At 41.0% G+C, this 26,365-nt stretch carries 26 protein-coding genes; 19 read left to right on the forward strand and 7 right to left on the reverse strand.

Annotated elements, in window-relative coordinates:
* The first annotated feature begins 71 nt into the window (after positions 1-71).
* Positions 72-236, forward strand: coding sequence for a DUF3954 domain-containing protein (locus CSV63_RS06610; protein WP_099695122.1), 165 nt, complete (start codon positions 72-74; stop codon positions 234-236).
* A 49-nt stretch (positions 237-285) separates the two neighbouring features.
* On the opposite strand, the gene CSV63_RS06615 is transcribed toward CSV63_RS06610, so the two are convergent.
* A complete protein-coding gene (locus tag CSV63_RS06615; protein ID WP_099695123.1) occupies positions 286-1,146 on the reverse strand; it encodes a manganese catalase family protein in 861 nt (286 codons plus the stop codon).
* A gap of 167 nt (positions 1,147-1,313) precedes the next feature.
* On the opposite strand from CSV63_RS06615, the gene CSV63_RS06620 reads away from it, so the two are divergent.
* Both CSV63_RS06620 and CSV63_RS06625 read left to right on the forward strand, forming a co-directional pair.
* On the forward strand, positions 1,314-1,523 hold the full coding sequence (locus tag CSV63_RS06620) for a hypothetical protein (protein ID WP_099695124.1): 210 nt from the start codon (positions 1,314-1,316) through the stop codon (positions 1,521-1,523).
* A gap of 370 nt (positions 1,524-1,893) precedes the next feature.
* Positions 1,894-2,265: a hypothetical protein gene (locus CSV63_RS06625; protein WP_099695125.1), complete on the forward strand. Its 372-nt coding sequence runs from the start codon at positions 1,894-1,896 to the stop codon at positions 2,263-2,265.
* Between the two features lie 205 nt (positions 2,266-2,470).
* Here the strand turns inward: CSV63_RS06625 and rpsD are convergent, their stop codons facing one another.
* Positions 2,471-3,073, reverse strand: a complete 603-nt coding sequence (gene rpsD / locus CSV63_RS06630; protein ID WP_099695126.1) for a 30S ribosomal protein S4 — start codon at positions 3,071-3,073, stop codon at positions 2,471-2,473.
* A 368-nt stretch (positions 3,074-3,441) separates the two neighbouring features.
* On the opposite strand from rpsD, the gene megL reads away from it, so the two are divergent.
* Together megL and CSV63_RS06640 are read left to right on the forward strand one after the other, a co-directional pair.
* Positions 3,442-4,632 carry a methionine gamma-lyase gene (megL, locus tag CSV63_RS06635; protein ID WP_099695127.1) on the forward strand — a complete coding sequence of 397 codons (1,191 nt, stop codon included), beginning with the start codon at positions 3,442-3,444 and terminating at the stop codon, positions 4,630-4,632.
* A 422-nt stretch (positions 4,633-5,054) separates the two neighbouring features.
* Positions 5,055-6,203 carry a baeRF3 domain-containing protein gene (locus CSV63_RS06640; protein ID WP_099695128.1) on the forward strand — a complete coding sequence of 383 codons (1,149 nt, stop codon included), beginning with the start codon at positions 5,055-5,057 and terminating at the stop codon, positions 6,201-6,203.
* Positions 6,204-6,248: 45 nt separating this feature from the next.
* Here CSV63_RS06640 and CSV63_RS06645 read toward each other — a convergent pair whose 3' ends face one another.
* The gene (locus CSV63_RS06645) at positions 6,249-6,629 is read right to left on the reverse strand and encodes a carboxymuconolactone decarboxylase family protein (protein ID WP_199173094.1); all 381 of its coding nucleotides are present in this window, start codon (positions 6,627-6,629) and stop codon (positions 6,249-6,251) included.
* Between the two features lie 215 nt (positions 6,630-6,844).
* Here CSV63_RS06645 and CSV63_RS06650 point away from each other — a divergent pair, with 215 nt between their 5' ends.
* Complete coding sequence (locus tag CSV63_RS06650) at positions 6,845-7,162, forward strand: YflT domain-containing protein (RefSeq protein ID WP_099695129.1); 318 nt, start codon at positions 6,845-6,847, stop codon at positions 7,160-7,162.
* Between the two features lie 95 nt (positions 7,163-7,257).
* Here CSV63_RS06650 and CSV63_RS06655 read toward each other — a convergent pair whose 3' ends face one another.
* Positions 7,258-8,064, reverse strand: a complete 807-nt coding sequence (locus CSV63_RS06655; RefSeq protein WP_099695130.1) for a S1C family serine protease — start codon at positions 8,062-8,064, stop codon at positions 7,258-7,260.
* A gap of 180 nt (positions 8,065-8,244) precedes the next feature.
* Here CSV63_RS06655 and CSV63_RS06660 point away from each other — a divergent pair, with 180 nt between their 5' ends.
* The 6 genes from CSV63_RS06660 to mbcS all read left to right on the forward strand — a co-directional run bounded on the left by CSV63_RS06660 (position 8,245) and on the right by mbcS (position 16,817).
* Positions 8,245-10,194, forward strand: a complete 1,950-nt coding sequence (locus CSV63_RS06660; RefSeq protein ID WP_158233924.1) for a flagellar assembly protein A — start codon at positions 8,245-8,247, stop codon at positions 10,192-10,194.
* 205 nt (positions 10,195-10,399) lie between these two features.
* Positions 10,400-12,091 (forward strand): septation ring formation regulator EzrA, encoded by a 1,692-nt coding sequence (ezrA, locus tag CSV63_RS06665; RefSeq protein WP_099695132.1) that lies wholly within the window; start codon positions 10,400-10,402, stop codon positions 12,089-12,091.
* 73 nt (positions 12,092-12,164) lie between these two features.
* Entirely contained in the window at positions 12,165-13,298 is a 1,134-nt protein-coding gene (locus CSV63_RS06670; RefSeq protein WP_099695133.1) for a cysteine desulfurase family protein, read from the forward strand.
* Positions 13,295-14,497, forward strand: a complete 1,203-nt coding sequence (gene thiI, locus CSV63_RS06675; protein WP_099695134.1) for a tRNA uracil 4-sulfurtransferase ThiI — start codon at positions 13,295-13,297, stop codon at positions 14,495-14,497. The genes CSV63_RS06670 and thiI overlap by 4 nt, the downstream gene beginning before the upstream one ends.
* A 77-nt stretch (positions 14,498-14,574) precedes the next feature.
* Positions 14,575-14,787: an alpha/beta-type small acid-soluble spore protein gene (locus CSV63_RS06680; RefSeq protein ID WP_099695135.1), complete on the forward strand. Its 213-nt coding sequence runs from the start codon at positions 14,575-14,577 to the stop codon at positions 14,785-14,787.
* Positions 14,788-15,239: 452 nt separating this feature from the next.
* A complete protein-coding gene (gene mbcS / locus CSV63_RS06685) occupies positions 15,240-16,817 on the forward strand; it encodes an acyl-CoA synthetase MbcS (RefSeq protein ID WP_099695136.1) in 1,578 nt (525 codons plus the stop codon).
* Between the two features lie 75 nt (positions 16,818-16,892).
* Here the strand turns inward: mbcS and CSV63_RS06690 are convergent, their stop codons facing one another.
* Positions 16,893-17,693, reverse strand: a complete 801-nt coding sequence (locus CSV63_RS06690; protein ID WP_099695137.1) for an NAD kinase — start codon at positions 17,691-17,693, stop codon at positions 16,893-16,895.
* 104 nt (positions 17,694-17,797) lie between these two features.
* Between CSV63_RS06690 and sppA the strand changes: the two genes are divergently transcribed.
* The 5 genes from sppA (at position 17,798) to CSV63_RS06715 (ending at position 22,241) form a co-directional block, all read left to right on the forward strand.
* Positions 17,798-18,802: a signal peptide peptidase SppA gene (gene sppA, locus CSV63_RS06695; protein WP_099695138.1), complete on the forward strand. Its 1,005-nt coding sequence runs from the start codon at positions 17,798-17,800 to the stop codon at positions 18,800-18,802.
* A 17-nt stretch (positions 18,803-18,819) separates the two neighbouring features.
* Positions 18,820-19,365 (forward strand): RDD family protein, encoded by a 546-nt coding sequence (locus CSV63_RS06700; RefSeq protein ID WP_233191976.1) that lies wholly within the window; start codon positions 18,820-18,822, stop codon positions 19,363-19,365.
* Between the two features lie 28 nt (positions 19,366-19,393).
* Positions 19,394-19,897, forward strand: a complete 504-nt coding sequence (tpx, locus tag CSV63_RS06705) for a thiol peroxidase (RefSeq protein WP_099695139.1) — start codon at positions 19,394-19,396, stop codon at positions 19,895-19,897.
* A gap of 52 nt (positions 19,898-19,949) precedes the next feature.
* Positions 19,950-20,864 carry a class I SAM-dependent methyltransferase gene (locus CSV63_RS06710; protein WP_099695140.1) on the forward strand — a complete coding sequence of 305 codons (915 nt, stop codon included), beginning with the start codon at positions 19,950-19,952 and terminating at the stop codon, positions 20,862-20,864.
* A gap of 150 nt (positions 20,865-21,014) precedes the next feature.
* Positions 21,015-22,241: an acetate kinase gene (locus tag CSV63_RS06715; RefSeq protein WP_099695141.1), complete on the forward strand. Its 1,227-nt coding sequence runs from the start codon at positions 21,015-21,017 to the stop codon at positions 22,239-22,241.
* 266 nt (positions 22,242-22,507) lie between these two features.
* Here CSV63_RS06715 and CSV63_RS06720 read toward each other — a convergent pair whose 3' ends face one another.
* On the reverse strand, positions 22,508-22,963 hold the full coding sequence (locus CSV63_RS06720) for a universal stress protein (RefSeq protein WP_099629644.1): 456 nt from the start codon (positions 22,961-22,963) through the stop codon (positions 22,508-22,510).
* A gap of 242 nt (positions 22,964-23,205) precedes the next feature.
* Between CSV63_RS06720 and ald the strand changes: the two genes are divergently transcribed.
* The gene (ald, locus tag CSV63_RS06725; RefSeq protein WP_099695142.1) at positions 23,206-24,327 is read left to right on the forward strand and encodes an alanine dehydrogenase; all 1,122 of its coding nucleotides are present in this window, start codon (positions 23,206-23,208) and stop codon (positions 24,325-24,327) included.
* 92 nt (positions 24,328-24,419) lie between these two features.
* Here the strand turns inward: ald and CSV63_RS06730 are convergent, their stop codons facing one another.
* Positions 24,420-25,517 (reverse strand): M24 family metallopeptidase, encoded by a 1,098-nt coding sequence (locus tag CSV63_RS06730; RefSeq protein ID WP_099695391.1) that lies wholly within the window; start codon positions 25,515-25,517, stop codon positions 24,420-24,422.
* Positions 25,518-25,624: 107 nt separating this feature from the next.
* Here CSV63_RS06730 and CSV63_RS06735 point away from each other — a divergent pair, with 107 nt between their 5' ends.
* Positions 25,625-26,302 carry a metal-dependent hydrolase gene (locus tag CSV63_RS06735; protein ID WP_099695143.1) on the forward strand — a complete coding sequence of 226 codons (678 nt, stop codon included), beginning with the start codon at positions 25,625-25,627 and terminating at the stop codon, positions 26,300-26,302.
* Positions 26,303-26,365: the final 63 nt, after the last annotated feature.

The raw sequence follows: 26,365 nt of genomic DNA on the forward strand, positions 1-26,365 counted from the left end.
ATTTGTAAATAAAAAAGACAGAGATTTCTCCCCGTTATAGCTGACATTATGTTAACACAAGGAGGGGTCCTGTGGGAAAAACAGCAGTGGTGAATTTAGAAGAGAATGCAGTGTATCGAGTGAAAGATGGTCAATTGGAGAAGGTGGACAAGCCAGGCAACGGATTTGGAAAGCAAGTTATTACTTGGCAAGATGATAAGCCTTTATTTTACGAAGTGAGCTATACGAAAAGATAAGAAGTTGAAGAAAAAAATAACCCCAAGTATACGACTTGGGGTCAGATGATTAACGATTCATATCACTTATACCGGGACTATGTTCATTAGGCATATCAGGCATCAAAGGAACCGGGAAGCCTGCAGGTGGAGGAGTAACTTTAAGTTCACCTTCATTTCTACTTGGTGATTGTCCTTGATAAATTTCGGCGATTCTAGTTGGATCTAAACGGAAATTGAATTGAGCATTGTGATATCCTAATTCCACGTATTTTCTGCACTCAGGATATTTATTTATATCATAGTTAGGGACTGGGAAAAGTTTTCCCCAATCTACACCTAGCGTTTCTAACGCTTTCGCGAATGCATTTTGATGTGCATTGTCTCTAACTATGAGAAACGCTAAGGTTTCACGGAATGTTATATTGGAGCTCATTTCATAAATGCGTGTTTTTTGTAAGACGCCTGTCGATTCCAATACTAGGTTATCCAGCAAATCACCAATTAGATTGCCGTGGCTATAAACCCAAGAACCATTCCAAGGATTTCCTGCGGCATCAACGGGAAGAGAGGCTTGAGCGCCTATGATGAAATGATGAGGGTTTGCATGTCTTACTGCATCTTCAAGCGGCGCATGATTACTCCCACTATTCCCTGGTAAATCAGTATCGCCAGAGCCATTTAGCAATTGGTTGATTGTATTTTGCACGAGTTCGACATGAGCAATTTCTTCCAAAAATATACCGCGAAGTAAATCTCGATATTGTGTGTCTTTTCCGCGAAAATTAGAACTTTGGAAGAAGTACTGCATCATGGTTCGCATTTCTCCATAGTGGCCACCTAAAATTTCTTGCAGGACTTTAGCTGCTGCTGGATCTGGTCTATCGGGAGGGGTGATGGGATTAATCAATTCTTCTTTGTAGTAATACAAAATTAGCACCTCATTTAGTTTTAGTATTATGTAGTATTGAACAAAAGAAAAAATTTATTCTTAATATTAATAAGTCTACTGGAACAACCGGGACAACATTTGATGGCAGCATTGCGCAGCGTCATTTGTTGTCCTCTTTTTTTATTTTAAAAAAGGAGAGATTGAAAATGGTGAAAAATATCATGCGAACACTTGCTATTGTTGCGACTTATAACTTTATCGGGTTTTGGATTGCGAAAGTGGCTATTGCGTTTAGGTTGTCAACTGTTGTACTCACGGAATTCGGCGTTAAATACACAATTATTTACGGACACGTAGTAGCGGCGATTTGCGCAACGTTTCTCGCCTTCCTTCACGGTTGGAGGGATGACGAATGAATAAAAACATACAAGAACAGCTCATTGAAAAAGGGCTCGTACAGCGGAGATCAGCACGAAGACAGTCTATCGCAGCGTTAAGAAGTTGGCTGAATTAGGTATCATCGAAAAGGTGCCAGGCACGAAACTTAACGGGATAAAAGGTGCCAGCATTTAGAAAATACTCCCCTATGTCCCATCGGAAGTGTCTTAACGAGGGACAGACGATGAAGTCAATAACGACGCTGTTAGTCTTCCACAATCTGAAACTCAATCTTTTAATTCTTTTAATCTTTTAAGTTCTAAACAAGCAAATAATATTATAAGCGTTGGCGAGCAATTAGCATTAGAATCTGAAAACAAAAAAGCATTCATGAATGAGTGGCAAGTAATGTTGTACGACTTATTCCATTCACTACCATTGAAAGATGAGTTGAAGGATCAGCTGCATAAAGTTGTATTGGCAACTGAAATAAATAATGTGAAAGATTTTGTTCGTGCTAAGGATGTTTTGTTTAATATCATAAGGGATATTAACAGTGGAGTGCTTACAGTATCCAGCACGTTACGTGCCGTGTTTGTGGGAGCGCATCAGAAGGCAAATGAGCGACTGGAAAAGACGTCATATAAATCTTCAACTGTGGAAGACGATGCGCCAAAAGTAAAGCCAGTACCGTTCTATAATTGGTTGATTGAGCGTGAGGGAAATTGTGTTCATTCTATTAAGACTAAACCATTAATTGAGGATTGGTTATTATGGTAAATAAATAGACCACTCAAAAATAGAGTGGTCCATAAATAATCGGTATATTAGCCGCCTAAGCTGTTTTTTATTAGCCCTAACTTAGCCCCAAACTAGTCCCAACTATTTACTTTAACGTGCATTATAATACTTACATGAATAATTTGAAAAAAGCCCGAAACCCTGACTTAACAAGGTTTCTAAGGCTTTTAATAATGCAAACATATTAACGAGAGTAGAATTCAACGATCAATGCTTCGTTGATTTCAGCAGCTAATTCGCCGCGCTCTGGAAGGCGTACGAATGTACCTTTTTTCGTATCTTTATCGAAAGTTACGAAGTCTGGAACGAAGTTATTCACTTCTAGTGCTTCTTCGATAGCAGCCAAGTTTTGAGATTTCTCACGAAGAGAGATTTCAGAACCAGGTTTCACTGCGAATGAAGGGATGTCAACGCGCTTGCCGTCTACCAAGATGTGACCGTGGTTGACTAGCTGACGAGCTGCACGACGAGTGCGTGCAAGACCCATGCGGTATACAACGTTATCCAAGCGAGTTTCAAGAAGAATCATGAAGTTTTCACCGTGAATACCTTGCATTTTACCAGCTTTGTTGAAAAGTGTGCGGAATTGACGTTCGTTCACTCCGTACATAAAGCGTAGTTTTTGTTTTTCCTGTAATTGCATTCCGTATTCGGAAAGTTTTTTACGTTGGTTTGGACCGTGTTGTCCTGGTGCGTATGGACGCTTTTCAATTTCTTTACCAGTGCCTGTTAGTGAGATACCTAAACGGCGTGACAATTTCCAAGATGGACCTGTATATCGAGCCATGAGAGACTCCTCCTCTGTTGGTTTTATTTTGTTGTAAAATAAGACCAGATATGTTCAATCCATCTGCCATTCTATAATCTTGCAACTTCGCCTCTGCAGCCTCGAGGTTACGTGGTGCACCTTAAAAAAGGAATAGACTGGACAAAACAGAACACATAACTGCTGCGAATATTTTACACAAAGCATAGCATACCAAGTTATTGACTATTGGTCAAGCATTTCATTTTTGGAAGTAAAGCAAAAGTACTTCACTTGAACTTTTAAAACAGGTAAAAGTAATTGCACTTTCGTTTTGCAAACAATCGATGTACACTAGACTAAAGCGTTTTCATCATAATATGAATAAGCTATAACAAGGAGGAATCACCATGAAGAACACTAACAACTGGCACAAAGAGACAGCCGTGATTCATGAAGGATATGACAGTAAAGGTCATCAGGGAAGTTTATCTGTGCCGCTGTATCAAACCTCAACCTATGTATTTGATTCGGCTGAACAAGGAGAGCGGCGTTTTGCTGGTGAAGAAGCGGGAAATATTTATTCTCGTTTAGGAAATCCGACGGTCGCTGTGCTGGAAGAACGTATTGCCAAGATGGAAGAGGGCGCAGCAGGACTTGCATTTGCTTCTGGTATGGCCGCGGTAAGTGCGGTGCTCGTTCATTTGACGAAAGCAAATGATCATGTGATTTGCTCGCGCGGGATTTATGGTTGCACATTCGGATTCTTAAAAATATTAGAAGAGAAGTATAATATCACGCATGATTTAATCTCCATGAAAACAGAACAAGAAATCGAAAAAGCTGTGAAGCCAGAAACTACATGTATATATATAGAGTCGCCAATTAATCCGACGATGGAGCTAGTTGATCTTGAAGCAGTAGTCAATGTAGCGAAGCGCCATAACTTGAAGGTCGTAGTGGATAACACTTTCTGCTCTCCTTCTATACAGACACCTATAACATTCGGTGTAGATTATGTACTTCATAGCGCAACAAAATACATTAATGGACACGGTGATGTGATCGCGGGGTTGCTCGTCGGTAAAGATGCAGACGAGATGGCAAAACTTCGTGGGACTGTGTTAAAAGATTTCGGTGGGATCATTTCACCATTCGATGCCTGGCTATTGTTACGCGGGATTAAGACATTACCTATTCGTATGGATCGTCATTCAGCCAATGCCAAAATTATTTTTGAGTATTTACAGAAGCATCCGAAAGTAGAAGAAGTATTCTATCCATTTGACGATCAGCATCCGCAGTATGAGATTGCGAAGAAGCAGATGAAAATGGGTGGCGGATTGATTTCCTTTACAATTAAAGGCGGAAAAGAAGAGGCGCAGAAGTTGCTGAATCATTTATCGCTCGTCAAGTTGGCAGTGAGTTTAGGAGATGCAGAGACGCTAATGCAGCACCCAGCGACGATGACACACTCTGCCGTGCCGAAAGAAGATCGTCAGAAGATGGGTGTGTCTGATGCGTTACTGCGCTTATCTGTAGGACTTGAGCATATGGATGATATCATGGCAGACTTAGATCAAGCATTTGAAGCGATCTAAATTGAAAAAAGCGAGCGTCCCCTGTTGGGGAGCTCGCTTTTTATATAGGATAATAAATGTTACGTTTGACAACGATTATATGTGTTGATTTATATAGCATGTAGATTCTGATTGGACCTCTTTTGCCGCGGTCAGTGTTCTACTGGTTGTTTCCCTTAAGCAACGCAAACCCTACCTACTTTTGCGTCCTTGCGACCCTATAGTCGCGCCAGTGATGAATAAGTGTTCCGAATAAACATCTGCAGAACGCCATTTTTATGTCAGATCTATTATCAATCCCAATCAATAACTATACATGAGTTGAAGTAGTTTGTCAAGAAGCTTCTACACTATCGGTATCGTATAGTTTATAAATAAGTGAATAGGGAACAAGTTGAATAGAGCCTGTTGTATGCAGGAAAATTTTTATTGGAGGGATTAGGATGAACGTAGAGATTGTAAACGAATTTCCTCATGAGTTTTTGAAGGTGCAAGCGGAGACATGCATCTCCATTTATCAACCGACCCACCGGTATCGACCTGAAAATCAACAAGACCCGATCAGATTTAAAAACTTATTACAGAAAGTGAATCAAGAGTTGTCGAAAAAACATGCGGCGAATGAAGTGAAGAGTCTATTGGCTCCACTTGAAAAACTTGAAGGTGAGCGTCCTTTCTGGGCACATGCAGGAGATGGACTTGCATTGTTCGCAACGAAAGATCGCATCATTGCCTATCGTCTGCAACGTCCTGTACCTGAATTGGCGATTGTGTCGGACAGTTTCCATATTAAACCGCTTATTCGCGTATTTCAATCTGCTGATCGTTATCATCTACTTGGCGTCAACAGACAAGAATTCAAACTGTTTGAAGGGAATCGATATGGTGTAGAGGAAGTAGAAATCCCTGAAGAATTGGCGAAAACGAAAGATGAAGCGATTGGAGATCAAGTGACCGAATCGCATTTAGGCGCTGGCAACACGGGTGGCGCTGCTGGAACATCGATGTTGCATGGACATGGTGGTAAAAAAGATGAAATTGACATCGATATTGAGCGTTATTTCCGATACGTAGATCGAACGATTGCAGAGAATTACTCCAAGCCGATGGAGATCCCTCTATATTTAGTCACGCTTTCGGAATACCAGACGCAGTTCAAAGAGTTAAGTCATAATCCATACTTGCAAGCCGATGGAATTAAGTCCGACTTTGATGCCTTAAGTCTTGAGCAGTTACGTAAAATGGCGTGGGAATTAGTAGAACCCACGTATTTACAGAAAACAAAAGACTTAGTGGAGAATTTTGAAAATGCTAAAGCGAGCGACCAAGCTTCCGAAAACATTGAAGAAATTGCTAAGGCAGCAAGTGAAGACCGAATCAGACGACTCATATTGGAAGACGATTATCTGTATCCAGGTAAAATTAACCTAAATACCGGAGAAATTCAGTCCGAAAATCTGGAAGAATCTGCAATGGACGATGTGCTAGATGACTTAGCAGAAATCGTCTTTAAAACTGGAGGAGAGGTAGTCGTTCTTCCGAAAGAACGAATGCCTGTTGAAACAGGAGCAGCTGCGATCTTTAGATGGTAAACAGTAAAAACCGGCCAAGAAAAATCTCTTGGCCGGTTTTTACTGTTATTTTTCTTGTTCGAATACTTCTTTAGCTACCGTCAACGCGGTTTGTACACGCGGAAATCCAACGTATGGGATGAGTTGCATCATGCTCTCCACAATTTCCGTTTTAGTAAAACCAACTGTTACTGCACGCTTTATATGCGTTTTTATTTGAGTAGTCGCTCCTTGCGTGACAAGTGAAGAGAGTGTCACTAATTGTCTTTGTTTACTATCAAGCCCTGGTCGCGAATAAATCTCACCATATGCGAACTCCACTATGTATTTCCGTAAATCTGGTGCCAACTCTTTTAATGCGTCGGCCGTCATCAAGCGTTCGGCTTCTTCTTCACTTACATACTCCTTAATCTTCTCTAAACCTGCTTCAATGCGTTCTGTTGACAATGAAATAACCCCCTGTTTTAACTATATTATAAAGAAAGTATAGCATATTCTGACTATTGCTTCGCTTTTCAAGTAAGGAATTACGTAATTTCTATCAGTTTAAAACAGGCTAATGGTTCGAAGGATGTGAAATTCGGCATTATTGTTTAACGATAGCTAAGAATAGGTATAGATGAATAGAGCAGAAAACCAATATATAATGGAGGTCATGATAAATGGATAAGTTTTTCCTAGAGAATGCAGTACAAGCTAAAAAGAAAATTGAAGAATTGGTAGGGCAAGGCTACACGCATGATGAGATTTATGTTTTCGCACATAGTGAAGAACGTGAAGACAAAATTTCTGACGCACTGGATTCAGAACAAGTAGGTATGGCAGAGATGGGCTTCCTCAATGCAATGAAGAACATGTTCACTTCTCGCGGCGATACATTGCGTGCACAGATGCAAGCGATCGGCCTTTCGAAAACAGAAGCTGAAGAAGGCGAAAGTGAACTAGACAAAGGTAAATTATTGCTAGTTGCTAAAAAGTAAGACGGTAAATAAACCGGTTGAAGGAGTTGACTCCTTTAACCGGTTTTTTGTATGCCTACAGATTAGTAAGGTGTAAATCCCGAGCCGTTTCTCTGTCACGTACTTTTTTCCTTAGCCATTGCCTCATAATAAGCATCTACAGGAATGAACAACCCTACCTTACCATGCGTTTCCTCATCCAATGTAGCAAAGACAATGCCAATCACTTTGCCTTCTTCATTAATAACAGGACTGCCACTATTTCCTCTATAAACAGGAGCCTTGATCATTACAACAGGAATGTCCCAATCTGTTAGCTGTATGTAGTCAATTGTGTGACCTTTATTCGCTATTCCTGAAAAACTCAATGGATTTCCGATAAACGTAATGGGCTCATGATCGTAAAAAGTCGTTTTCTCCGCTAGAGTTAAGTGAGGGAGATCCGTTCCGTTGACCTCAAGTACTGCAAGATCGATGTCTGGAAACACGTGTGTGACATCTGCGGTAAGTCGGTCGCCTTCTGGGAAAGAGACGATCATCGATTCATTCCCTTCTACTACATGATAATTCGTTAGAATGGTACCTTGTTCATTAATGGAAAAACCTGTACCTTTCGTATTTTCTGTGGCTACGACCACTACCGATTCTTTATATTCTGCTATTTGCGGATCCGAAGATAACTCTGAAGACGCTTTTAGAAACTCCAATGCTGGAATGGAGTATATCTGAAAAACGATGGCGAACGTACTAAGTGCTAAAGTAGTGGCCATGACCCAAAACATCCACTTAGGAAAAGGACGATACGTGGGGCGGACATTTTTTTCGGCTGCTGCTTTCTCTAAAGCTTCCCGTTGTGCTTCGAGTACGAGATCTTGCAGCTCATCATCGTCCAAATCTTCTTGATACGGATCTTTGCTATCCACTAGTACCACCTCTTTCTCGTACATAGTTTATCAGATAATGAAAGCAAAAGAAGCGAACGGAGATTTCGAAATAAGAGGTCATTGGAAAATTCCGAATAGTCTCAGAGGATAGTTAAAAGGAATCTGTTCTATGCTATACTATATATGAAGATAAAGGGCTATATAGATGGAGGTGGAAATATGACCAGATCCATTACAATACAAGCTGAAACGGTAGGAGAGGCAATCAAAGACGCGCTTGAAATTCTGCAATTGACGATAGATGACGTTCACATCCATGTAAATAGACCTGCGGGTACTTCAATGTTCGGACTCAAAAGAGTGTTAGCAGAAGTAACCATCACTGAAAGAGAAAAAACGAATGGCATACAAGAAGAACTAGAAGAAATTTCTGCGGGTGTCCGTATTCATGATGGACGATTGGAAGTTCGATTCAATGAGCAAGCCTATCCGATTATTGTGCCGACGCCTGGCGTTGAACTGCTGATCAACGGAATCGAATGTACAGGACGGACAATCTTAGAACCGACAGATCGTGTAGAGTGTGAGGCAATTGACGAAGAAGTGAATACTCAACTCATCATTCAGTTGAGTGATGAACAGATGATTGCGACTGCTCTAGTGACGCCTGGGAAAAGAATCACGCGTACATTGCAGAATACGCCTTGGAAACAAGTTCTCAAAATCCAAGCAATTGAAAAAGTACATGTATTCAACGAGTTGACGATAGATTCGCTAATGGACGAACTGCATCGCGTGGGGATTGATCCTTCCTATATGTCCATGAATGGTATTCAGCAAGCTGTAAAGACGCTTGAGTTTGCAGAATTTGTCGTCGCCCGAGGAATTCTTCCTATTGAAAGTCAGGATGCACGTTTGGAAATTCATTTGGATTTAAAAAAGCCAGAAGAAGATGATGAAGCCCCTATTGATTTCCGCGAGCACAACTTTATTCCGACAGTGAAAGCGGGTCAGTTGATTGCTACGTATATCCCAGCGGTACAAGGGGTCAACGGCATAAATGTACTAGGCGTAACGTATAAAGTGAAACCACCTAAAGACGTGATCGTCCGTCCAGGTCCTACTGTAGATAGTATACTGCATAAGCTCTATGCGAAAATTGATGGAAGGCCTGTTATTGAGTGGCGCAGTAAACTCGCAAAGATTTATGTGAATCGAGAATATCGGCACGCTGCAGATGTCAGCTTGGAAAGCGGCAATATTCATTTTGAAGGAGATGTATGGATTGGCGGGAGTGTGCATCCTTCCATGTTCATTGCGGCTTCAGGCTTCATCACGATTATGAGGAATTGCACAAAGGCCTCCATTCGCGGAACGAAGTCTGTATTCATTCAAGGCAGTATTTTCTCATCCACTGTCACAGTAGGTATTCAGGAAAAGGTTATTACGATCATGATCAATGATTTGAAGGAAATTCTCAACTACTTACGCAATATCGACTCAGCGCTCGTTCAAATTTTTGCATTACGTGGTGAGAATCCTGAAGAGGTGCCGCCATTTATATTGAAGCAAGTCATTCAGTTATTATTGGAGCAAAAATACGCGGCGTTCACAGACATGAATCGACACTTTATACAAGTAGTGAAAAATCATACGAGAAGATTGGATCAAGAATGGCTAGGTCTAGCTGAGCGTTTATATCAGTTATTTGTGGACCCACTTAGAGAGGAACATACGAATGTTCTATATTTACGAAAGTTGATCGAGAAAGCGAATCATTTAATTGAAATGTACGGTGAAGAAATTCGTCCAGAATCTGTTTTACAAGCGGACTTCGCATTAAATAGTATTTTGTACAGTAACGGAGATATCCATATCCGCTCAAAAGGAGTCTATAATTGTTCTCTTACAGCGCTTCAAGATATTACTATTAAAGGCGTATGTCGTGGCGGGGAAGTCATTGCAGGGAGACATATGGAATTGGATGAAACGGGATCGCCTGCAGGTGTGAAGACATGTATTCAGACAAATGCGGGAGGAATTATACAAATTGGAAAGGCATATCCCGGGACATGGATTCAAATTGGTTCGCAACGCCATGAAATCTTGCATATTCGCCAGCATATAACAGCAAAATTAAATGAGGATGGCCTTTTATCTATTATGTAAAGGATTAATTCGTCAAATTTACAAAAAGAAAATGTGGGAATACGGGAATTCAACTTGAAATATCCTAAGATCTGATAAAAAGTTCGTAGTTTTTTAAAAAAGATGTGAATAGAAGACGAAAATGCTTTAAACATGTTACGATATACGATAATATCTAAAGTAGTCACTTTATGCGCGAAGTGTGGGATAGGGGGATCATAGTGAGATGATATACGTCATCATTCCATTAGTCATCATCATTGTTCTGACAGTGATGGCATTTCTGTCTAGGCGAAAGCATATACAAGAAATCAGTGAAATGGAACAAGAAAAATTACAAATTCAAAACGAGCCAATATTTGAAGAAATGACGAAAGTAAAGCAGTTGAACATGACTGGCGAAACAGAAGAAATGTTCGAGAGATGGCGCAATAATTGGACAGAAGTAGTAGATGATCGCCTTCATAATGTAGATATGCTTTTACTGGATGCTGAAGGGCAAGTGGATCGTTTCCGCTTTAAGAAAGCAACGGAAACAGAAAAACAGATCCGCGAAATCTTGAACGAATGTGAAAAAGAGATGCGAACGATCTTGCAGGAGCTAAACGAACTGATCGGCAGCGAAGAAAGAAATCGGTTCGAAATAGAAACGGTAAAAGAACACCACCGTGCCGCGCGCAAAAAGATCTTAGCTCATCAGTACGCATTTGGACCGGCAGTGGAGTCTTTAGAGAAAGAGTGGGAATCCTTCAATCCACGATTTGAAGAATATGACGCACTTATCGACAACGGCAACTACTTACAAGCGCGTGAAATTGTGATTGTACTAGGCGCAAAAGAAGAACGCTTTTCGTTTTTACTGGATGAGATTCCTGCATTACTTAATGAGTTGCAGACGAAAATACCTGCGGCTTTGCGAGAATTGCGTAAAGGAATTATCGAAATGGAAGGTCAGGAGTATTATTTAGGACACCTGAAAATGCCTTCTCGTTTTGAAAAAATCGAACAACAAATTGCAGATCTTCGCCAGTTATTAGCACGCTTGGATGTGGAAGAAGTAGCAGCGGAAGTGAATGAAATTCATGACGAAATCGAATCATTCTATGATGTATTGGAAGAGGAAGTTAGTTCCCGTCATTACGTAGATGAGCATTTGGATCAAATGTTGGATCTGTTTGAAGAACTCCAATATGCGATTCCAGACACGATTGAAGAAGTGAAATTCGTTCAACAAAGTTACCGACTTGATGAAAATGAAGTCATTATTCCACAAATGGCATTGCAAAAATTGAACGCATTGGCGAAACGAATTGAAATATTCATCGAACGTCAAGATGCGAAAAACTTGGCATATTCCGCTCAACAAATTGAGTTGCAAGAGCTAGTGGAAGAATTGGATGCCATTTCTGATGCGCATTCCAAGTTCAGTAATCGTATTAAGAATCTTCGGATTGACGAAAATCTCGTACGTTCCCGCATTGTGACTCTTGCACAGCAACTTCAAATTGCGGATCGTAATTTACACCGTGCCAATATCCCGGGAATTCCCGATGATATGGAAGTACAACTTGAAGAAGCAGATGAACAAATCTTCATTGTGAAACAAAGTTTGGAAGAAGTGCCACTTAATATGGCGTTGGTTGAATCATATGTTGAAAAAGCAGATACAGTAGTCACTGATGTTTGCGCGAAAGCTGCAGATATGATTGAAAATGCATTGCTTGTAGAACGAATCATCCAATACGGTAATCGTTACCGTGCATCTCATCCCGACGTTCACACTAAATTGTTGAAAGCTGAAGAGTCCTTCATGCAATGTCGCTACTTGAGAGCATTGGAAGAAGCAGGTACTGCGGTGGAAGAAGTTGAACCAGGCGCCTTGAAAAAGATTCAAAGTATGATTCAAGTTAAAGTATAATTATATTCCGACAAAGCCACCGGTTTTCCGGTGGCTTTGTTTCGCTCATTCATATAGAAAGGAGAGAGTACAAATGTATTTTGATCATAGCGCCACAACCAAGCCGGATGAAAGAGTTCTCCGCACGTTTATGGATGCTTCCGAAACGTATTTTGCCAATCCTGCATCGCTACATGCGGAAGGAAAACGTACAGAAAAATTACTGGAACGTGCGCGAACACAACTGCTTGGAACGATCGGACTAGGATTGACAGAAGGAATCTTTACTTCAGGCGGAACAGAATCCAATAATCTTGCCATACTAGGTTATGTATACGCCAACCAACATAAAGGTCGTCATCTAGTTACGACTTGTATCGAACATCCTTCTGTATTGAATGTTTTCAAGGAATTGGAAAAACAACACTTCACTGTGGATTATTTAACGGTGGATGAAGAAGGAAGAATTTCATTGGACGAACTTCAAGCGAAGTTGCAAAAAGATACAATTTTAGTTAGTATCATGCATGTTAACAATGAAATTGGTACCATCCAGCCGATTGAGGAATGCGCAAAAATCATTCATTCATCTTCACGTGCAATGTTCCATTCCGATTGTGTGCAAAGCTTTGGGAAACTCTCGCTTACTGATTTTACGGATGGTCCTGATCTTGTTTCATTATCGGCCCATAAAATTTATGGAATAAAAAATAGTGGATTTCTAGCGTATCGTCACACTATACGACTGCAACCCATGGTTTTTGGTGGTGGACAAGAATATAAATTGCGTAGCGGAACCGTATCGGTGCCACATGCGGCGGCACTCGCGAAAGCGGCCCGTTTACTTGTAGAAGAAAGAAATATGCAGCAGTTCCAGCAATGGCGCAATGAACTGGTTGCGTTTTTCTCGGAAATAGACGAATGCAAAGTATTGGCACCAAACGCAAGTGCACCTTATATACTATCCGTGGCATTTGCACAGATAACAGGGGAGATAGCGATTAACTTCCTCCAACAACGGGGAATAACCGTCTCGACTTCAAGTGCTTGTTCATCCAAGAATTCGGATGTAAGCCACGTAATTGAAGCGATTCATGTACCTCGAGCGTTGGAAAAAGGAGTCATTAGAATTAGTTTAGGTAAAAATCAAACAAATGAAGATATTGAACAATTGAAAGTAGCGGTTCGTCAATTAGTCGAGCTAATTAGAAAAGGAGTGGGGAAATGAACTGGAATACCATTTTAATTCGATATGGTGAAATGTCGCTAAAAGGCAAGAATAAAAGTAAATTTATACGTAAACTAAAGGCGAATATAAAAGCCGCTTTGTCCGATTTGGGAACTGTTACGATGCGTGCAGAACGTGACCGGATGTTCATTTATGCAGAAAAACCTGAAGAACTAGATCGTGCTATTGAAATATTGCCGTCGATTTTTGGCATACAATCCTTCAGTCCAATTGTAATTTGCGAACCTACAGTGGAAGATATTAAAGAAACTTCAGTAAAAGTTCTAGGTAAAACGGAAACTGCTGGCAAGACATTTAAAGTAGATGTCAAACGTACAGACAAACGCTTCCCACTCAATACCGGAGAATTGCAACAAGAATTGGGTGGTCATGTATTGAGGGCATTCCCTGATTTGATCGTTCAAATGAAGAAACCCGAAATTTTATTATATGTAGAGATCCAGCAAGAAGCAGCATATATCTCTTCCCACACCTATAAAGGCGCAGGTGGCATGCCGGTTGGCTCCAATGGTCATTCATTGCTCTTATTGTCGGGAGGAATCGACAGTCCAGTAGCAGGCTATATGATGATGAAGCGCGGCGTGTCATTTGATGCCATTCACTTCGCTAGTCCGCCGTTTACGAGCGATTTGGCGTTAGAAAAAGTGGAAGACATTGTCAGGCAACTAACGAAATTCGGCGCAGTCATTCGCTTGCACGTTATTCCGTTTACGGAGTTGCAACAAGCGATTGTTAAACAAGTACCAAGCAATTTGTCGATGACGACTACAAGACGAATGATGATGAAAGTTGCTGAACAAGTACGGAAAGACACGAATTCACTTGGCTTAATCACAGGTGACAGTCTAGGGCAGGTAGCAAGCCAGACGCTTGAAAGTTTGACGGCTATTAACGAAGTCACGAATACACCCATCTTGCGTCCGCTCATCGCAATGGACAAATTAGAAATCATCCAGATTGCTGAAAAAATTGGCACGTACGATATTTCTATCCGTCCATATGATGATTGCTGTACCGTATTTACACCACCGAGCAATAAAACGAAGCCGCAAGTTGAAAAAGTGGCGTATTACGAAAGCTTCCAGGAGTTTGATGACATGGTGGCAGAAGTCGCAAGCCAACGTGTTACGACGATTCCGAGCAAGCAGACAGAAGAAGACTTCGAAGACTTGTTGTAAAGAAAAAATTACCTATCATCTTCCTTGCATGATATTTTGAAAAGTGACCATTCTAATGTCACAAGGAGGTGAACGACATGCCAAATAGCAACAACAACAACAACTCAAACCAATTGTTAGTTCCCGGAGCGCAACAAGCACTTAACCAAATGAAAGAAGAAATTGCTTCTGAATTTGGAGTACAACTTGGACCAGATGCTTCATCGCGTGCCAACGGATCCGTCGGCGGAGAAATTACAAAGCGATTAGTGCGTCAGGCTCAGTCACAAATGAACAATTCTAATCAGTAATCGTTAGACATGGGATGCCCCTAGAAGCTGTAGTGCTTCTTGGGGCATCTTTTTTAATTGGTTTAAGTTAAAGGAGTGAGTTCAAGTGCTAAATGGAATAGGATAAGTAAAGCAATGGTTAGTGTGTGAAAAAGAGTTCGATTATAAACTTATTTAAGTTCAAATTCAAATAACCATAATTCTTACTTCAATGAACAACAATAAGTTAACCTCATTTTCATTGCAGGGATTTGTGCGTAGGAGGGGCGACTTCCGCAGGAAAGCTTCCCCTCCGAAGTGCAAATCCCACCCAAACAACAGTGCAAGCTTTATCATTCATTCCAACTAGCATACCGAATAACCTGGTATACTATACGTTTCGTACCAGTATAATGAAGAAAACTATATAAAGTTTTGAACTTTCACTATTCTTTTTGTATACTTGTAGTATTACGCAAAAAGGGGGAATGGAAATGAACCGAGAAGAACTACTTGCGCCCGCTCGCTACAACATTGTTTCGGAATTCGAAAAATACGCAACAGGTGATGGAAGAAAAGCATTAATTTATGTAGATACGCAAAATCAAGAACAGCAAGTAACGTATGACGAACTCATCCAAGCGGCTAACCGTACAGCGAACGTGTTGACATCGAACGGCTTGAAAAAAGGGGATGTAGTGCTGGTCATGGTGCCGCGCATGATTGAAGCGTATGTGACATACATTGGTGCGCTAAAGGCAGGACTTGTTGTAATCCCTAGTTCTGAAATGCTACGTTCCTCCGAAATTGAATATCGAATTGAACACAGTAACGCAAAAGCGATTATTGCATTTGACGCTTTTACTGATCAACTAGAACACGTAGAAAATCTTGAAAAAGTGACAGTCTATATTATCGGTGAAGCAAAAGAAGGGGAAGTCTCCCTGACTGCACAAGAAAAGAATGCTTCGTCAGAATTTACCGCTTGTGATACTGCTAGTGACGATATGGCGTTTCTGTCGTATACATCTGGTACGACAGGCAAGCCAAAAGGTGTAGTACATACACATGGCTGGGGATATGCACACTTACGAACGACTGCTCCAAACTGGTTAGGTATAGAGGAACATGATATTGTATGGGCGACAGCGGCACCAGGATGGCAGAAGTGGATTTGGACACCGTTCTTATCTGTACTAGGAAGCGGTGCGGTAGGTTTTGTCTATAGCGGTAAATTCGATGTAGATAAATACTTGCAGTTCCTGGATGAATACCAAGTCAATGTTCTTTGTTGTACGCCGACTGAATACCGATTTATAGCAAAAGCTAAAAATTTAGATGCGTTTTCACTAGCCTCTTTGAAAAGTGCTGTCTCAGCAGGAGAACCATTAAATCGTGGTGTCATTGATACTTTCGAAAAGCAGTTTTCGCTTTCTGTTCGTGATGGATATGGACAAACAGAAAATACGTTGCTTGTCGGTACGATGATTGGAATGGAAGCGCGTCCTGGATCAATGGGGAAACCTACACCGGGAAATATCGTAGAGGTCATTAATGAGGAAGGTAAACCGGCAGACGTGGGTGTCGTTGGTGATATTGCCGTTCATAAATCAACACCTGCACTGTTTCAAGAGTATTTAAATGACCCTGAACGAACGAAGATGCAATTTAGAGGAGAGTATTATATTACCGGGGACCGTGCGAAAAAGGATGAAGACGGCTATTTCTGGTTTGAAGGGCGAGGCGATGATATCATTGTGAGCTCGGGTTATACGATTGGTCCGTTCGAAGTGGAAGATGCCTTGATCAAGCATCCTGCGGTTCGGGAGTGTGCGGTAGTAGCAAGCCCTGATCCAGAACGTGGAAACGTCGTGAAAGCATTTGTCGTCTTGCGCAATGATACAGTAGAATCAACTGAGAAACTCGTAAAAGAGTTACAAAATCATGTCAAAGAACTGACGGCCCCTTATAAATATCCTCGTAAGATTGAGTTTTTAGAAGAGTTGCCGAAAACATCTTCAGGAAAAATCATGCGTATTGAGTTGCGCAAAAAAGAGCAAAATCAAAATTGATGTGATCGTGAGGGGTTAAAAAGGACTGTCAAGAGTCGCTTTATTCTGACTATTGACAGTCTTTTTCGGTTCATTTCAGAAGAACGTACGTTGGACTTTTTCAAAGAATGAGTTGTCTGGAAGTTTTGCGGTACGAATGACTTTATGGCTTAGTCGTGCTTCTACTTTCCCTACTTGTTTGATACCGAGCGCTTCATTGTCTGCTGCAATAGAAGGAAATTCATTGCCTTCTTGTTGGATATTGAGCGTCAATGTTCGTTCATTGCTTAGGATGATCGACGTGCCGAGTGTACGGTACCGATTATTATTAACTGATGCGAGCTCTGTCACTTGGAAAGAAGGTAGCCGCGGATCAATTACAGCACCTTTAACAGATTTATTATATGCTGTACTACCTGTTGGCGTGGAGATGATCATACCATCGCCAAGAAATGTTTCGAATAATAAGTCGTCAATGTAAATATCCATGACAAATGTTCGGATAATAGTAGAACGTATACTGAATTCATTCAGGCATAAGAACGGATTCTGCTCGTTAATCGACACTTCAAGGAGCGGATAATGACGTTCTTCGATCGTTGCTTGTTGTAGTGTCTGTATAAGGGAACTAATGTCATCATATTTGAAATCACAATAGACGCCGTGTGCTCCTTTTACAGATGCTCCAAGATATAGAACATCCTGGCGGAAATCGGTTTTACGAACAGCCTGTAGGAATGTGCCGTCACTGCCGATACTGATGACTACATTGGCTTTCGTATGATCTTCTGTTAGTTTGAAACCTTCTTTTTTAAGTCGTTGTGTAATCACATGTTTTTTATGGACGGTATCTTCGTCCAAACGGCTAAAGAGAAAAATGGTATGTAGAGAATTCATTTGAATCGTCTCCTTTTTCAGATAATAAAGTAATTGTAGCACGAATGAAACATTTGGACGATTAGGAACGTATAAGTAGATGTGAACAAAGGAGGAAATATACTATGAATGCAAAAAGATGGATTGCTGTAGCAGTAGCCGCCACATTGATTATTGTGTCGGTTGGTATTAATGCGATGTCATGGGTCTTCACGAGGGACTGGAACAGTTTCGTCAACGAAATCAATTTGATGGAGACGCAAGTACAAGAAACAGTAGTAGAAGAAGGAAGCGTCAATGAGCGAATTGCAGTATTAACAGTAGATGGCGTCATACAAGACGTTGGTGAAGCGACACTTTTTAGTGGAGCGGAATACAACCATAAACAATTTATGACGCAATTGAAAGAAGTAGCGAATGACGACTCGGTGAAAGGAATTGTGCTGTCTGTTAATACACCAGGTGGCGGTGTATTGGAATCATCTGATATTTATGATGCCATTACAGAAATTCAGGAAACGAAAGAAATTCCGGTCTATGTTGCGATGGGTGGCATGGCGGCTTCAGGAGGTTATTATATTTCAGCTCCTGCAGATAAAATTTATGTACATCCTGAAACATTGACTGGTTCAATCGGTGTAATCATGCAATCGGTTAACTACGGAAAGTTGGCCGAAAAATACGGTGTGGAATTCCCGACGATCAAGTCAGGTCAATATAAAGACATGATGAGCCCGACTCGAGAGATGAAGCCTGAAGAACGTGCAATGCTACAGGAAATGATTGACGACTCATATAAGCGTTTCGTTGATATTATTGTAGATGGACGTGGTATGTCAGAAGCGGCTGTCCGTAAAGTAGCGGATGGACGTGTCATGAATGGCCGCCAAGCAATTGAAGCGGGACTTGCGGATGATTATGGTAAGTTACCGGCAGTCATTGCTGCTATGAAAGAAGATTATCACTTAGAAAAGGCAGAAGTATTCGAATATGGCATGCCTACTAATTTAAAAGCCATTCTATCCATCAAAGCACATGATGTATTCAATGGAGATGTCGAATCACAAATTATGAAGAAATTACTGACTGAAAATACAGCACCACGCATGATGTATTTATACGGTGAATGAGAAGGAGGGAAACGATAATGACGAATGAACTGCTGGATACGCAACCGACTGTGCGACTTGAACAGACGCTCGTGCCAAAATATGCAGGTTTCTGGATCAGGCTGTGGGCATTTTTAATCGATATGCTGATCATTTCGGCAATTAGCGGCATCTTTGTCAAGCCGGTGTTCCGCGTACTTGATATTGCGATCACCAAGCCTTCTGCCTTTTTATTCAGTCCGTATAAAGTGACTGCACTTGTCTTGTTATTGTTGTATTTTATCTTGATGACGAAAATAGCAGGGCAAACCATCGGGAAAATGATCATGGGAATTCGTGTGATGAAATCAAACGGTGAGAAAGTAAGTTGGGGATCCGTTATTTTTAGAGAAGGTTTCGGTCGTTTCATTTCACAAATGCTATGGATTCTGTATTTACTTGTTTTGTTCTTACCTCAAAAGAAAGCCCTTCATGATGTCTTTGCCGATACAATTGTCGTGCATGAACGAACATTCGAGAGAAAAGAAGTGCAGAAAATCATTCATCCTGAACACCATCAGTTGCATGAAGACCCTACGGTTTAGTACACTAGATTAAAAGGAGTGGTTAGGTATGGTACAAGTTACATTCAAAGATAATCCGATTCATCTGTTAGGTTCAGAAGTGAAAGTTGGAGATCAGGCACCAAGCTTCACAGTGCTTGCTAATGATTTGAATCCTGTTACACTTGAAGATTCGAAAGGTAAAGTACGTTTGATCAGTGTGGTGCCTTCTGTTGATACAGGTGTATGTTCCATCCAGACAAAGCGTTTCAACGACGAAGCAGCAGCTCTCGGTGACGACGTAGAAGTCATGACAATTTCTTGCGATCTTCCGTTTGCGCAAGGGCGTTGGAAAGAAAATGAGAAAGTGGAAAATTTACACTTATACTCTGATCATCGCGATCTTTCATTTGGTACAGCATTCGGTACAGCGATTGAAGAGTTACGTTTGTTGACCCGTTCAATCTTCGTTGTCGATCGTGACGACAAAGTCACATACGTAGAGTATGTAAGTGAAGCGACTGACCACCCGGACTATGATGCAGCGATTAAAGCAGTAAAAGAATTGAATTAATTAAAAAACCCACCTGAAACGAGAGGTGGGTTTCTTCTTGGAGGAATTTCACATGAACAACACGGAAAAAGTTTTTACGTATTACGATAATCATGCGGCGGCTACGGATGGTTTGTATTTGGATGCTGTACTCGAAGCTAGTGAAAAGTGGCTAGATCAACCATCTGCAGTAGACTTACAAAATCCTGAAAAGGAAGAAATTCGTAAAGGTATTCAGCTAGCCTTATTAAAAGGATTGAAGCAGTCTACACAAGCTCATCACCAAATGACTCCTGATACGATTGGCTTTTTAATGGGTTATCTAGTCAATAAACTATTGGATTCTACACAACCCGTAACATTTCTCGATCCTGCAGCAGGAACGGGGAATCTATTATTTACCGTATTAAATCAATACAAAGGTTCCGCTTCAGCTAGTGCAGTCGAAATCGATGATGTGTTGATTCAAATCGCTGCAGCAACAGCCAATTTATTGGAGCTGCCAATATCTTTTTATCTACAAGATGCGCTTCGTCCGTTACCTATTGATGTAGTCGATGCGGTAGTAAGTGATTTACCTGTAGGCTATTACCCTGACGATGAAGTGGCTATGGATTATGAACTAATGGCAAAAGAAGGTCATGCGTTCTCTCATTATTTATATATTGAACAATCTATGCGCTATGTAAAGCCTGGTGGTTACGGATTATTCATCGTACCTTCCAAGTTATTAACTGCTGAAGGGGCAGAACCTATTTTACAATTTGTCAAAGAACATAAATTATTGAGGGGCTTGCTCGAACTGCCTTCTTCGTTATTTGTTGATCAACGCTTTGCTAAAAGTATTTTATTGTTACAACAACCACCAAATGACAAATTTATCTTACCGGATGTGTTGTTAGCGAAAATACCTGAACTTGGGGATGCTACTGCTATGCAACAATTCTTCAATAAATTAAGTGCATGGATGCAAGAAGAGGTAGAGTGACGAATAGTCGCTTTACCTCTTCTTTTTTATAATTACAACATTCGTAGAAAGATCACGCACAACCCATGAATTCAATTGCTTTTAGAATAGGTAGATACTATAATAAACTCAAACGTTCTACGACGTAATTATTATAAGGGGTGGATATTTGTGCCGAAGATCTTGTCGATCAATGCTGGAAGTTCTTCATTGAAGTTTCAATTGATTGAAATGACGAACGAAGAAGAAATTACTAAGGGGTTATTCGAACGAATTGGTTTGGAAAACTCTGTATTTACAATGGCGACTGACGAAAAAAAAATCGAGAAAGTAATGGATATTACGAATCACTCGATGGCTGTTGAAATGCTTTTGGAACATTTATTGAGTGAGGGAGTCGTTTCGTCATATGATGAGATTGACGGAATCGGTCACCGTGTAGTGCACGGGGGAGAGCTATACAGTGATTCGGTATTAATTACTGACGAAGTAGTTGAGAAGCTTGAAGAGATTTCAAGTTTCGCGCCTTTGCATAATCCAGCAAATATTGTAGGGATTAAAGCGTTTGAGAAAGCTTTGCCAAATACACCAGCTGTTGCAATCTTTGATACAGCATTCCACCAGACAATGCCCGAGAAAGCGTTTTTGTATGCCTTACCATATGAATACTATGAAAAGTATGGAATTCGTAAGTACGGTTTCCATGGGACGAGCCATAAATACGTAACGGAGCGTGCTGCCAAGATCTTGAATAGACCTCTTGAAGACACACGTCTCATCTCTTGTCACTTAGGTAACGGTGCGAGTATTGCAGCTGTTAAAGGTGGTAAGTCAGTTGACACATCCATGGGCTTCACTCCGTTAGCAGGCGTAATTATGGGTACGCGTTCAGGTAATATTGACCCGGCTCTTATTCCATATATGATGGAACATACGAACGAGTCAGCTGAAGAAGTAGTCAACACATTAAACAAAAAGTCAGGACTACTTGGAATCAGTGGGTTTTCAAGCGACTTGCGCGATATTACGGAAGCTGCAGAACAAGGCAATCACCGTGCGCAATTGGCACTCGATGTCTTCACAGACCGGATCCACCAGCACATCGGGCAATACGCGGCTGGAATGGGCGGAGTGGATGCCATTATCTTCACAGCAGGAATTGGAGAGAACAGTGCAATCGTTCGTGAAAAAGTAATGAACGGATTAGAATTTATGGGTGTCTACTTTGATCCAAGCCTAAACAATATTCGCGGTGAAGAAGCGTACATCAGCTTCCCACACTCACCAGTCAAAGTACTCATCATCCCGACAAACGAAGAAATCATGCTAGCTCGTGATACAGTGCGAATCGCTGGAATTCCAGTACCAGAAGAAGCGGAGAAAGTAGCTGCTGAATAAATAAAGCAAAGTCCCGACCGTCAGAACGCTGATCGTCGGGACTTTTATTATTCATAGCAACACTACAAGTCATTCACTACGGCTTTTGCGAAGTGTTAGGTGCATGTGCTTCTACATAAGTCAAGAGTCTGCATGGGAAAGCGACCGCCTGGAATGTCGGTCAACGGTGCCCGCCCCTCGTACTATATCTCTAACAATATACGCCAGAACAAAAACTGCCACAAGAAATCGAATGAACGATTTCTTGGACAGTCCTTAGTTACTTATTAGCCTTGTAGATGTTCCGGAGTACGTACAACCAGTACATCACACTTTGCAGAACGAACGATATTTTCAGAAACACTTCCGATTAAGAAACGTTCGACACGGTTTAAACCTGTAGCCCCACAGATAATTAAATCTGCATTAAGCTTCTTAGCAATATCACGTGGGATCAACGTCTTAGGAGAACCATACTCTACGTGGATTTCCACATTCGCTACACCGGCTGCAACCGCTTCTGTACGATAGTCAGTTAACAACTCTTCAGCATATTTCTGTGCACGCTCTGCGATGGAACGATCGTATGCTTCAACTGCCGCGTAAGAACGCGTATCAATAATATTGATCAAGTGAAGAGTTGCATCGTTACGATCTGCAATTGCGATCGCCTTCTTAAAAGCCCATTTTGCCTCATCTGAACCATCCACGGCTACGATGATGTCTTTGTAAGTAAGTGCCATTTTACCACTCCATCCTTAAAATTAAAATCTCTCTACAGTATTCTTATTCTTCATAGATTATGAGAGTCCTTCTTTTTTGTCGAAATGTTTTATCAAAACCTAAAAAATGAAGTTTATATGGAAAAACGTTGAAAAAGAGAGGAAAAACCACCTATTTTCTGATAAGATTAAATAGTTATTAATCGACAAAGAGAAAATGAAAAAAGTAATTAAGAGAAATTACAATTCTAGGAGGATTTTGCATGCGTATAGGTGTTCCAAAAGAGATTAAAAATAATGAAAACCGAGTGGCAATAGCCCCTGCAAGTGTTCTAACTTTAAAAACAGCTGGTCATGAAGTTTTAATTGAAAAAGGTGCTGGAATCGGTTCGAGTTTTCAGGATGAAGAATATCAAGAAGCAGGCGCGATCATTGTGGACTCAGCCGCTGAAGTATGGGAAGCGGACATGGTACTGAAAGTTAAAGAACCTGCAGAATCTGAATATCAGTATTTCCGTGAAGGGTTAATTCTATTTACGTATCTTCATTTAGCGCCAGAGCTGAAATTAACACAAGCATTGCTCGACAAAAAAGTAACAGCAATAGCTTATGAAACAGTTCAATTACCGAATGGCGGATTACCTCTACTAGCGCCTATGAGTGAAGTAGCAGGCCGTATGGCAACGCAAATCGGTGCACAGTATTTAGAAAAGACAAAAGGCGGCAAAGGGATTTTGCTTGCTGGAGTGCCAGGTGTATCACGTGGGAAAATCACGATCATCGGTGGCGGACAGGCAGGTACGAATGCTGCGCGTGTGGCAATCGGAATCGGTGCACACGTAACCATCTTGGATTTATCGGTTGAGCGTGTACGTCAGCTGGACGAAATCTTCGGAGAGCATATTCAAACATTAGTATCCAATCCATATAACATTGCAAAAGCTGTAAAAGATGCAGATTTGGTAATCGGGTGCGTTCTGATTCCAGGTGCAAAAGCGCCAACTCTCGTAACAGAAGAAATGGTGAAATCTATGAGCCCTGGTTCTGTAGTGATTGACATTGCCATTGACCAAGGTGGAATTTTTGAAACATCTGACCGTGTCACAACACACGATGACCCGACATACACAAAACATGGAGTTATTCATTATGCGGTAGCGAACATGCCGGGAGCAGTTCCACAAACATCTACCATGGCGCTAACGAATGTAACCATTCCTTACGCTCTTCAAATCGCTAACAAAGGCGTCAAAAAGGCATGTGCAGATAACGAAGCGTTGCGCAAAGGAATCAACACACTAGCTGGGCATATTACGTACCGAGCAGTAGCAGAAGCACAAGAACTAGAATACGTAAACGTGGATGAAGTGCTAGAAACGATTTAAACGAATGCAAAAGACCGCTACATAAAGTAGCGGTCTGAGACTGAAGACAAACTTCTTACCTAGAGTCTGTCTTCAGTTTTTTTACTCTCTTGTTACTCTCCGACAACGATCAAATCCTTAGAGAACTTCGTTAACACCTCGACGCCATCTTTCGTCACATACAGATCATCTTCAATCCGTACGCCTGTGATAGTTGGGTCATAAATGCCCGGTTCAATTGTAAATACCATACCTTCTTGAAGTGGCATATCATTGGTAGCTGTCAGAGAAGGGAATTCATGAACAGAAATACCAAGGCCATGGCCAATCCGATGCGGGAATAACTCTCCATAACCCGCTTCATCAATAATGGACCGAGCGGCAAGATCCACTTCTCTAGCCAAAGTACCTGGACGTACTACGTCAATTGCTGCTTGCTGTGCCTTCTTGACTGTCTCATAAATCTTACGTTTTTCCTCTGTAGGCTCACCGAATGCTATCGTACGCGTGATGTCAGAACAGTATCCTTTATACACAACCCCAAGATCAAATAAGACGAAATCCCCTATTTCAATGCGTTTTTCACCCGGAATTCCATGGGGAGAAGCGGTTTTCTTACCGGAAACGATAATGGTATCAAATGACATCTTCTCTGCGCCTTTTTGTTTCACCGCTTGTTCTACAGCTTGGACTATTTCTAGTTCGGTTTTACCTTCCGCGATTTCATTACAACCTACTTCTATCGCATAGTCTGCTAATTCAGCTGCTTTACGCAAGTGCTCAAGTTCCACATCATCTTTGATCAGACGCTGGTTGGCTAGTTCATCATCTAACTTCGCAAACTGTAGAGTGGGAAAACGCTCTTGCAAGATTTCGTAACGATCAACTGTTACATGTTCTTTTTCGATTGCGAGTAATAAGAAGGTAGAAGTCCGTTCAGTGATTGCTTGATCTAAAAATTCGAACGCATTATCTGTATCCTTATAGCCGATCGCGTCATATTTCCAACCGATTGCTTTTACATCTGGAACTTCCATAGCGGGACAAATGACAAATGGATCCGCTTCTTTGAAAACGACTACACCTAGTAATCGCTCATGGGGATCACTACGGAAATTAGTCAGATAAAATATATTGTCTGGATTGGTTATGAGTGCTGCATCAATATCATGTTTCGCTAAGAAATTTTGTACTTTTTGAATGTTCGTCAACATATTACCTCCTCTGTTATGGTTAGTATAACAAAAAAAGAGGGGTTTAAGCTATTTTGTAGAAGGTATAGAATAGAGTAGGTATTTAAAAGAGGAGTGTGATCGTTGTGAAAATCTCATATCATGGTCATTCGATTGTAAAAATTGAGACGAAAGGCAAGACGATTTTAATCGATCCTTTCATTACAGGTAATAAATTAACGGATCTACAGGCGGACGATGAGAAGCCTGATGTGATTTTACTAACACATGGACATAATGACCATGTGGGCGACACGATGGATATTGCTAAAAGAGAAGATATCTTAGTTGTTGCTCCGAATGAATTGGCTGTATACCTTGGATTCCAGGGATTGACTACACATGGAATGAACATTGGTGGAGCAAACGAGTTTGATTTCGGTACCGTGAAATATACACAGGCATTCCATAGTTCATCTTATACAACGGCAGATAATGAAATTATTTATACAGGTATGCCCGCTGGTTTACTATTGACGATTGAAGATAAAGTGATTTATCATGCAGGAGATACTTCGCTATTTAGTGATATGAAACTGTATGGTGAAGAGGGCATTGATGTGGCGTTCTTACCGATTGGCGATAATTTCACCATGGGTCCTAAAGATGCCGCAAAAGCAGTTGAATTGTTGAACCCCACGTTAACCGTTCCAATCCACTTCAATACATTCCCACCAATTGAAGTAGATCCTGAAGACTTTAAATCACTCGTACAGAATCACGAAGTGAAGATAATGAAACCAGGAGAAATCATCGAACTGTAAAATGTAAACTAAATAATTACGGTCTACGGCGCATTGTTCGTGTCGTAGACCGTTTTTTTGATA

This window comes from Sporosarcina sp. P34 (genome assembly GCF_002743375.1).
In the GTDB taxonomy this organism is placed as follows: Bacteria; Bacillota; Bacilli; order Bacillales_A; family Planococcaceae; genus Sporosarcina.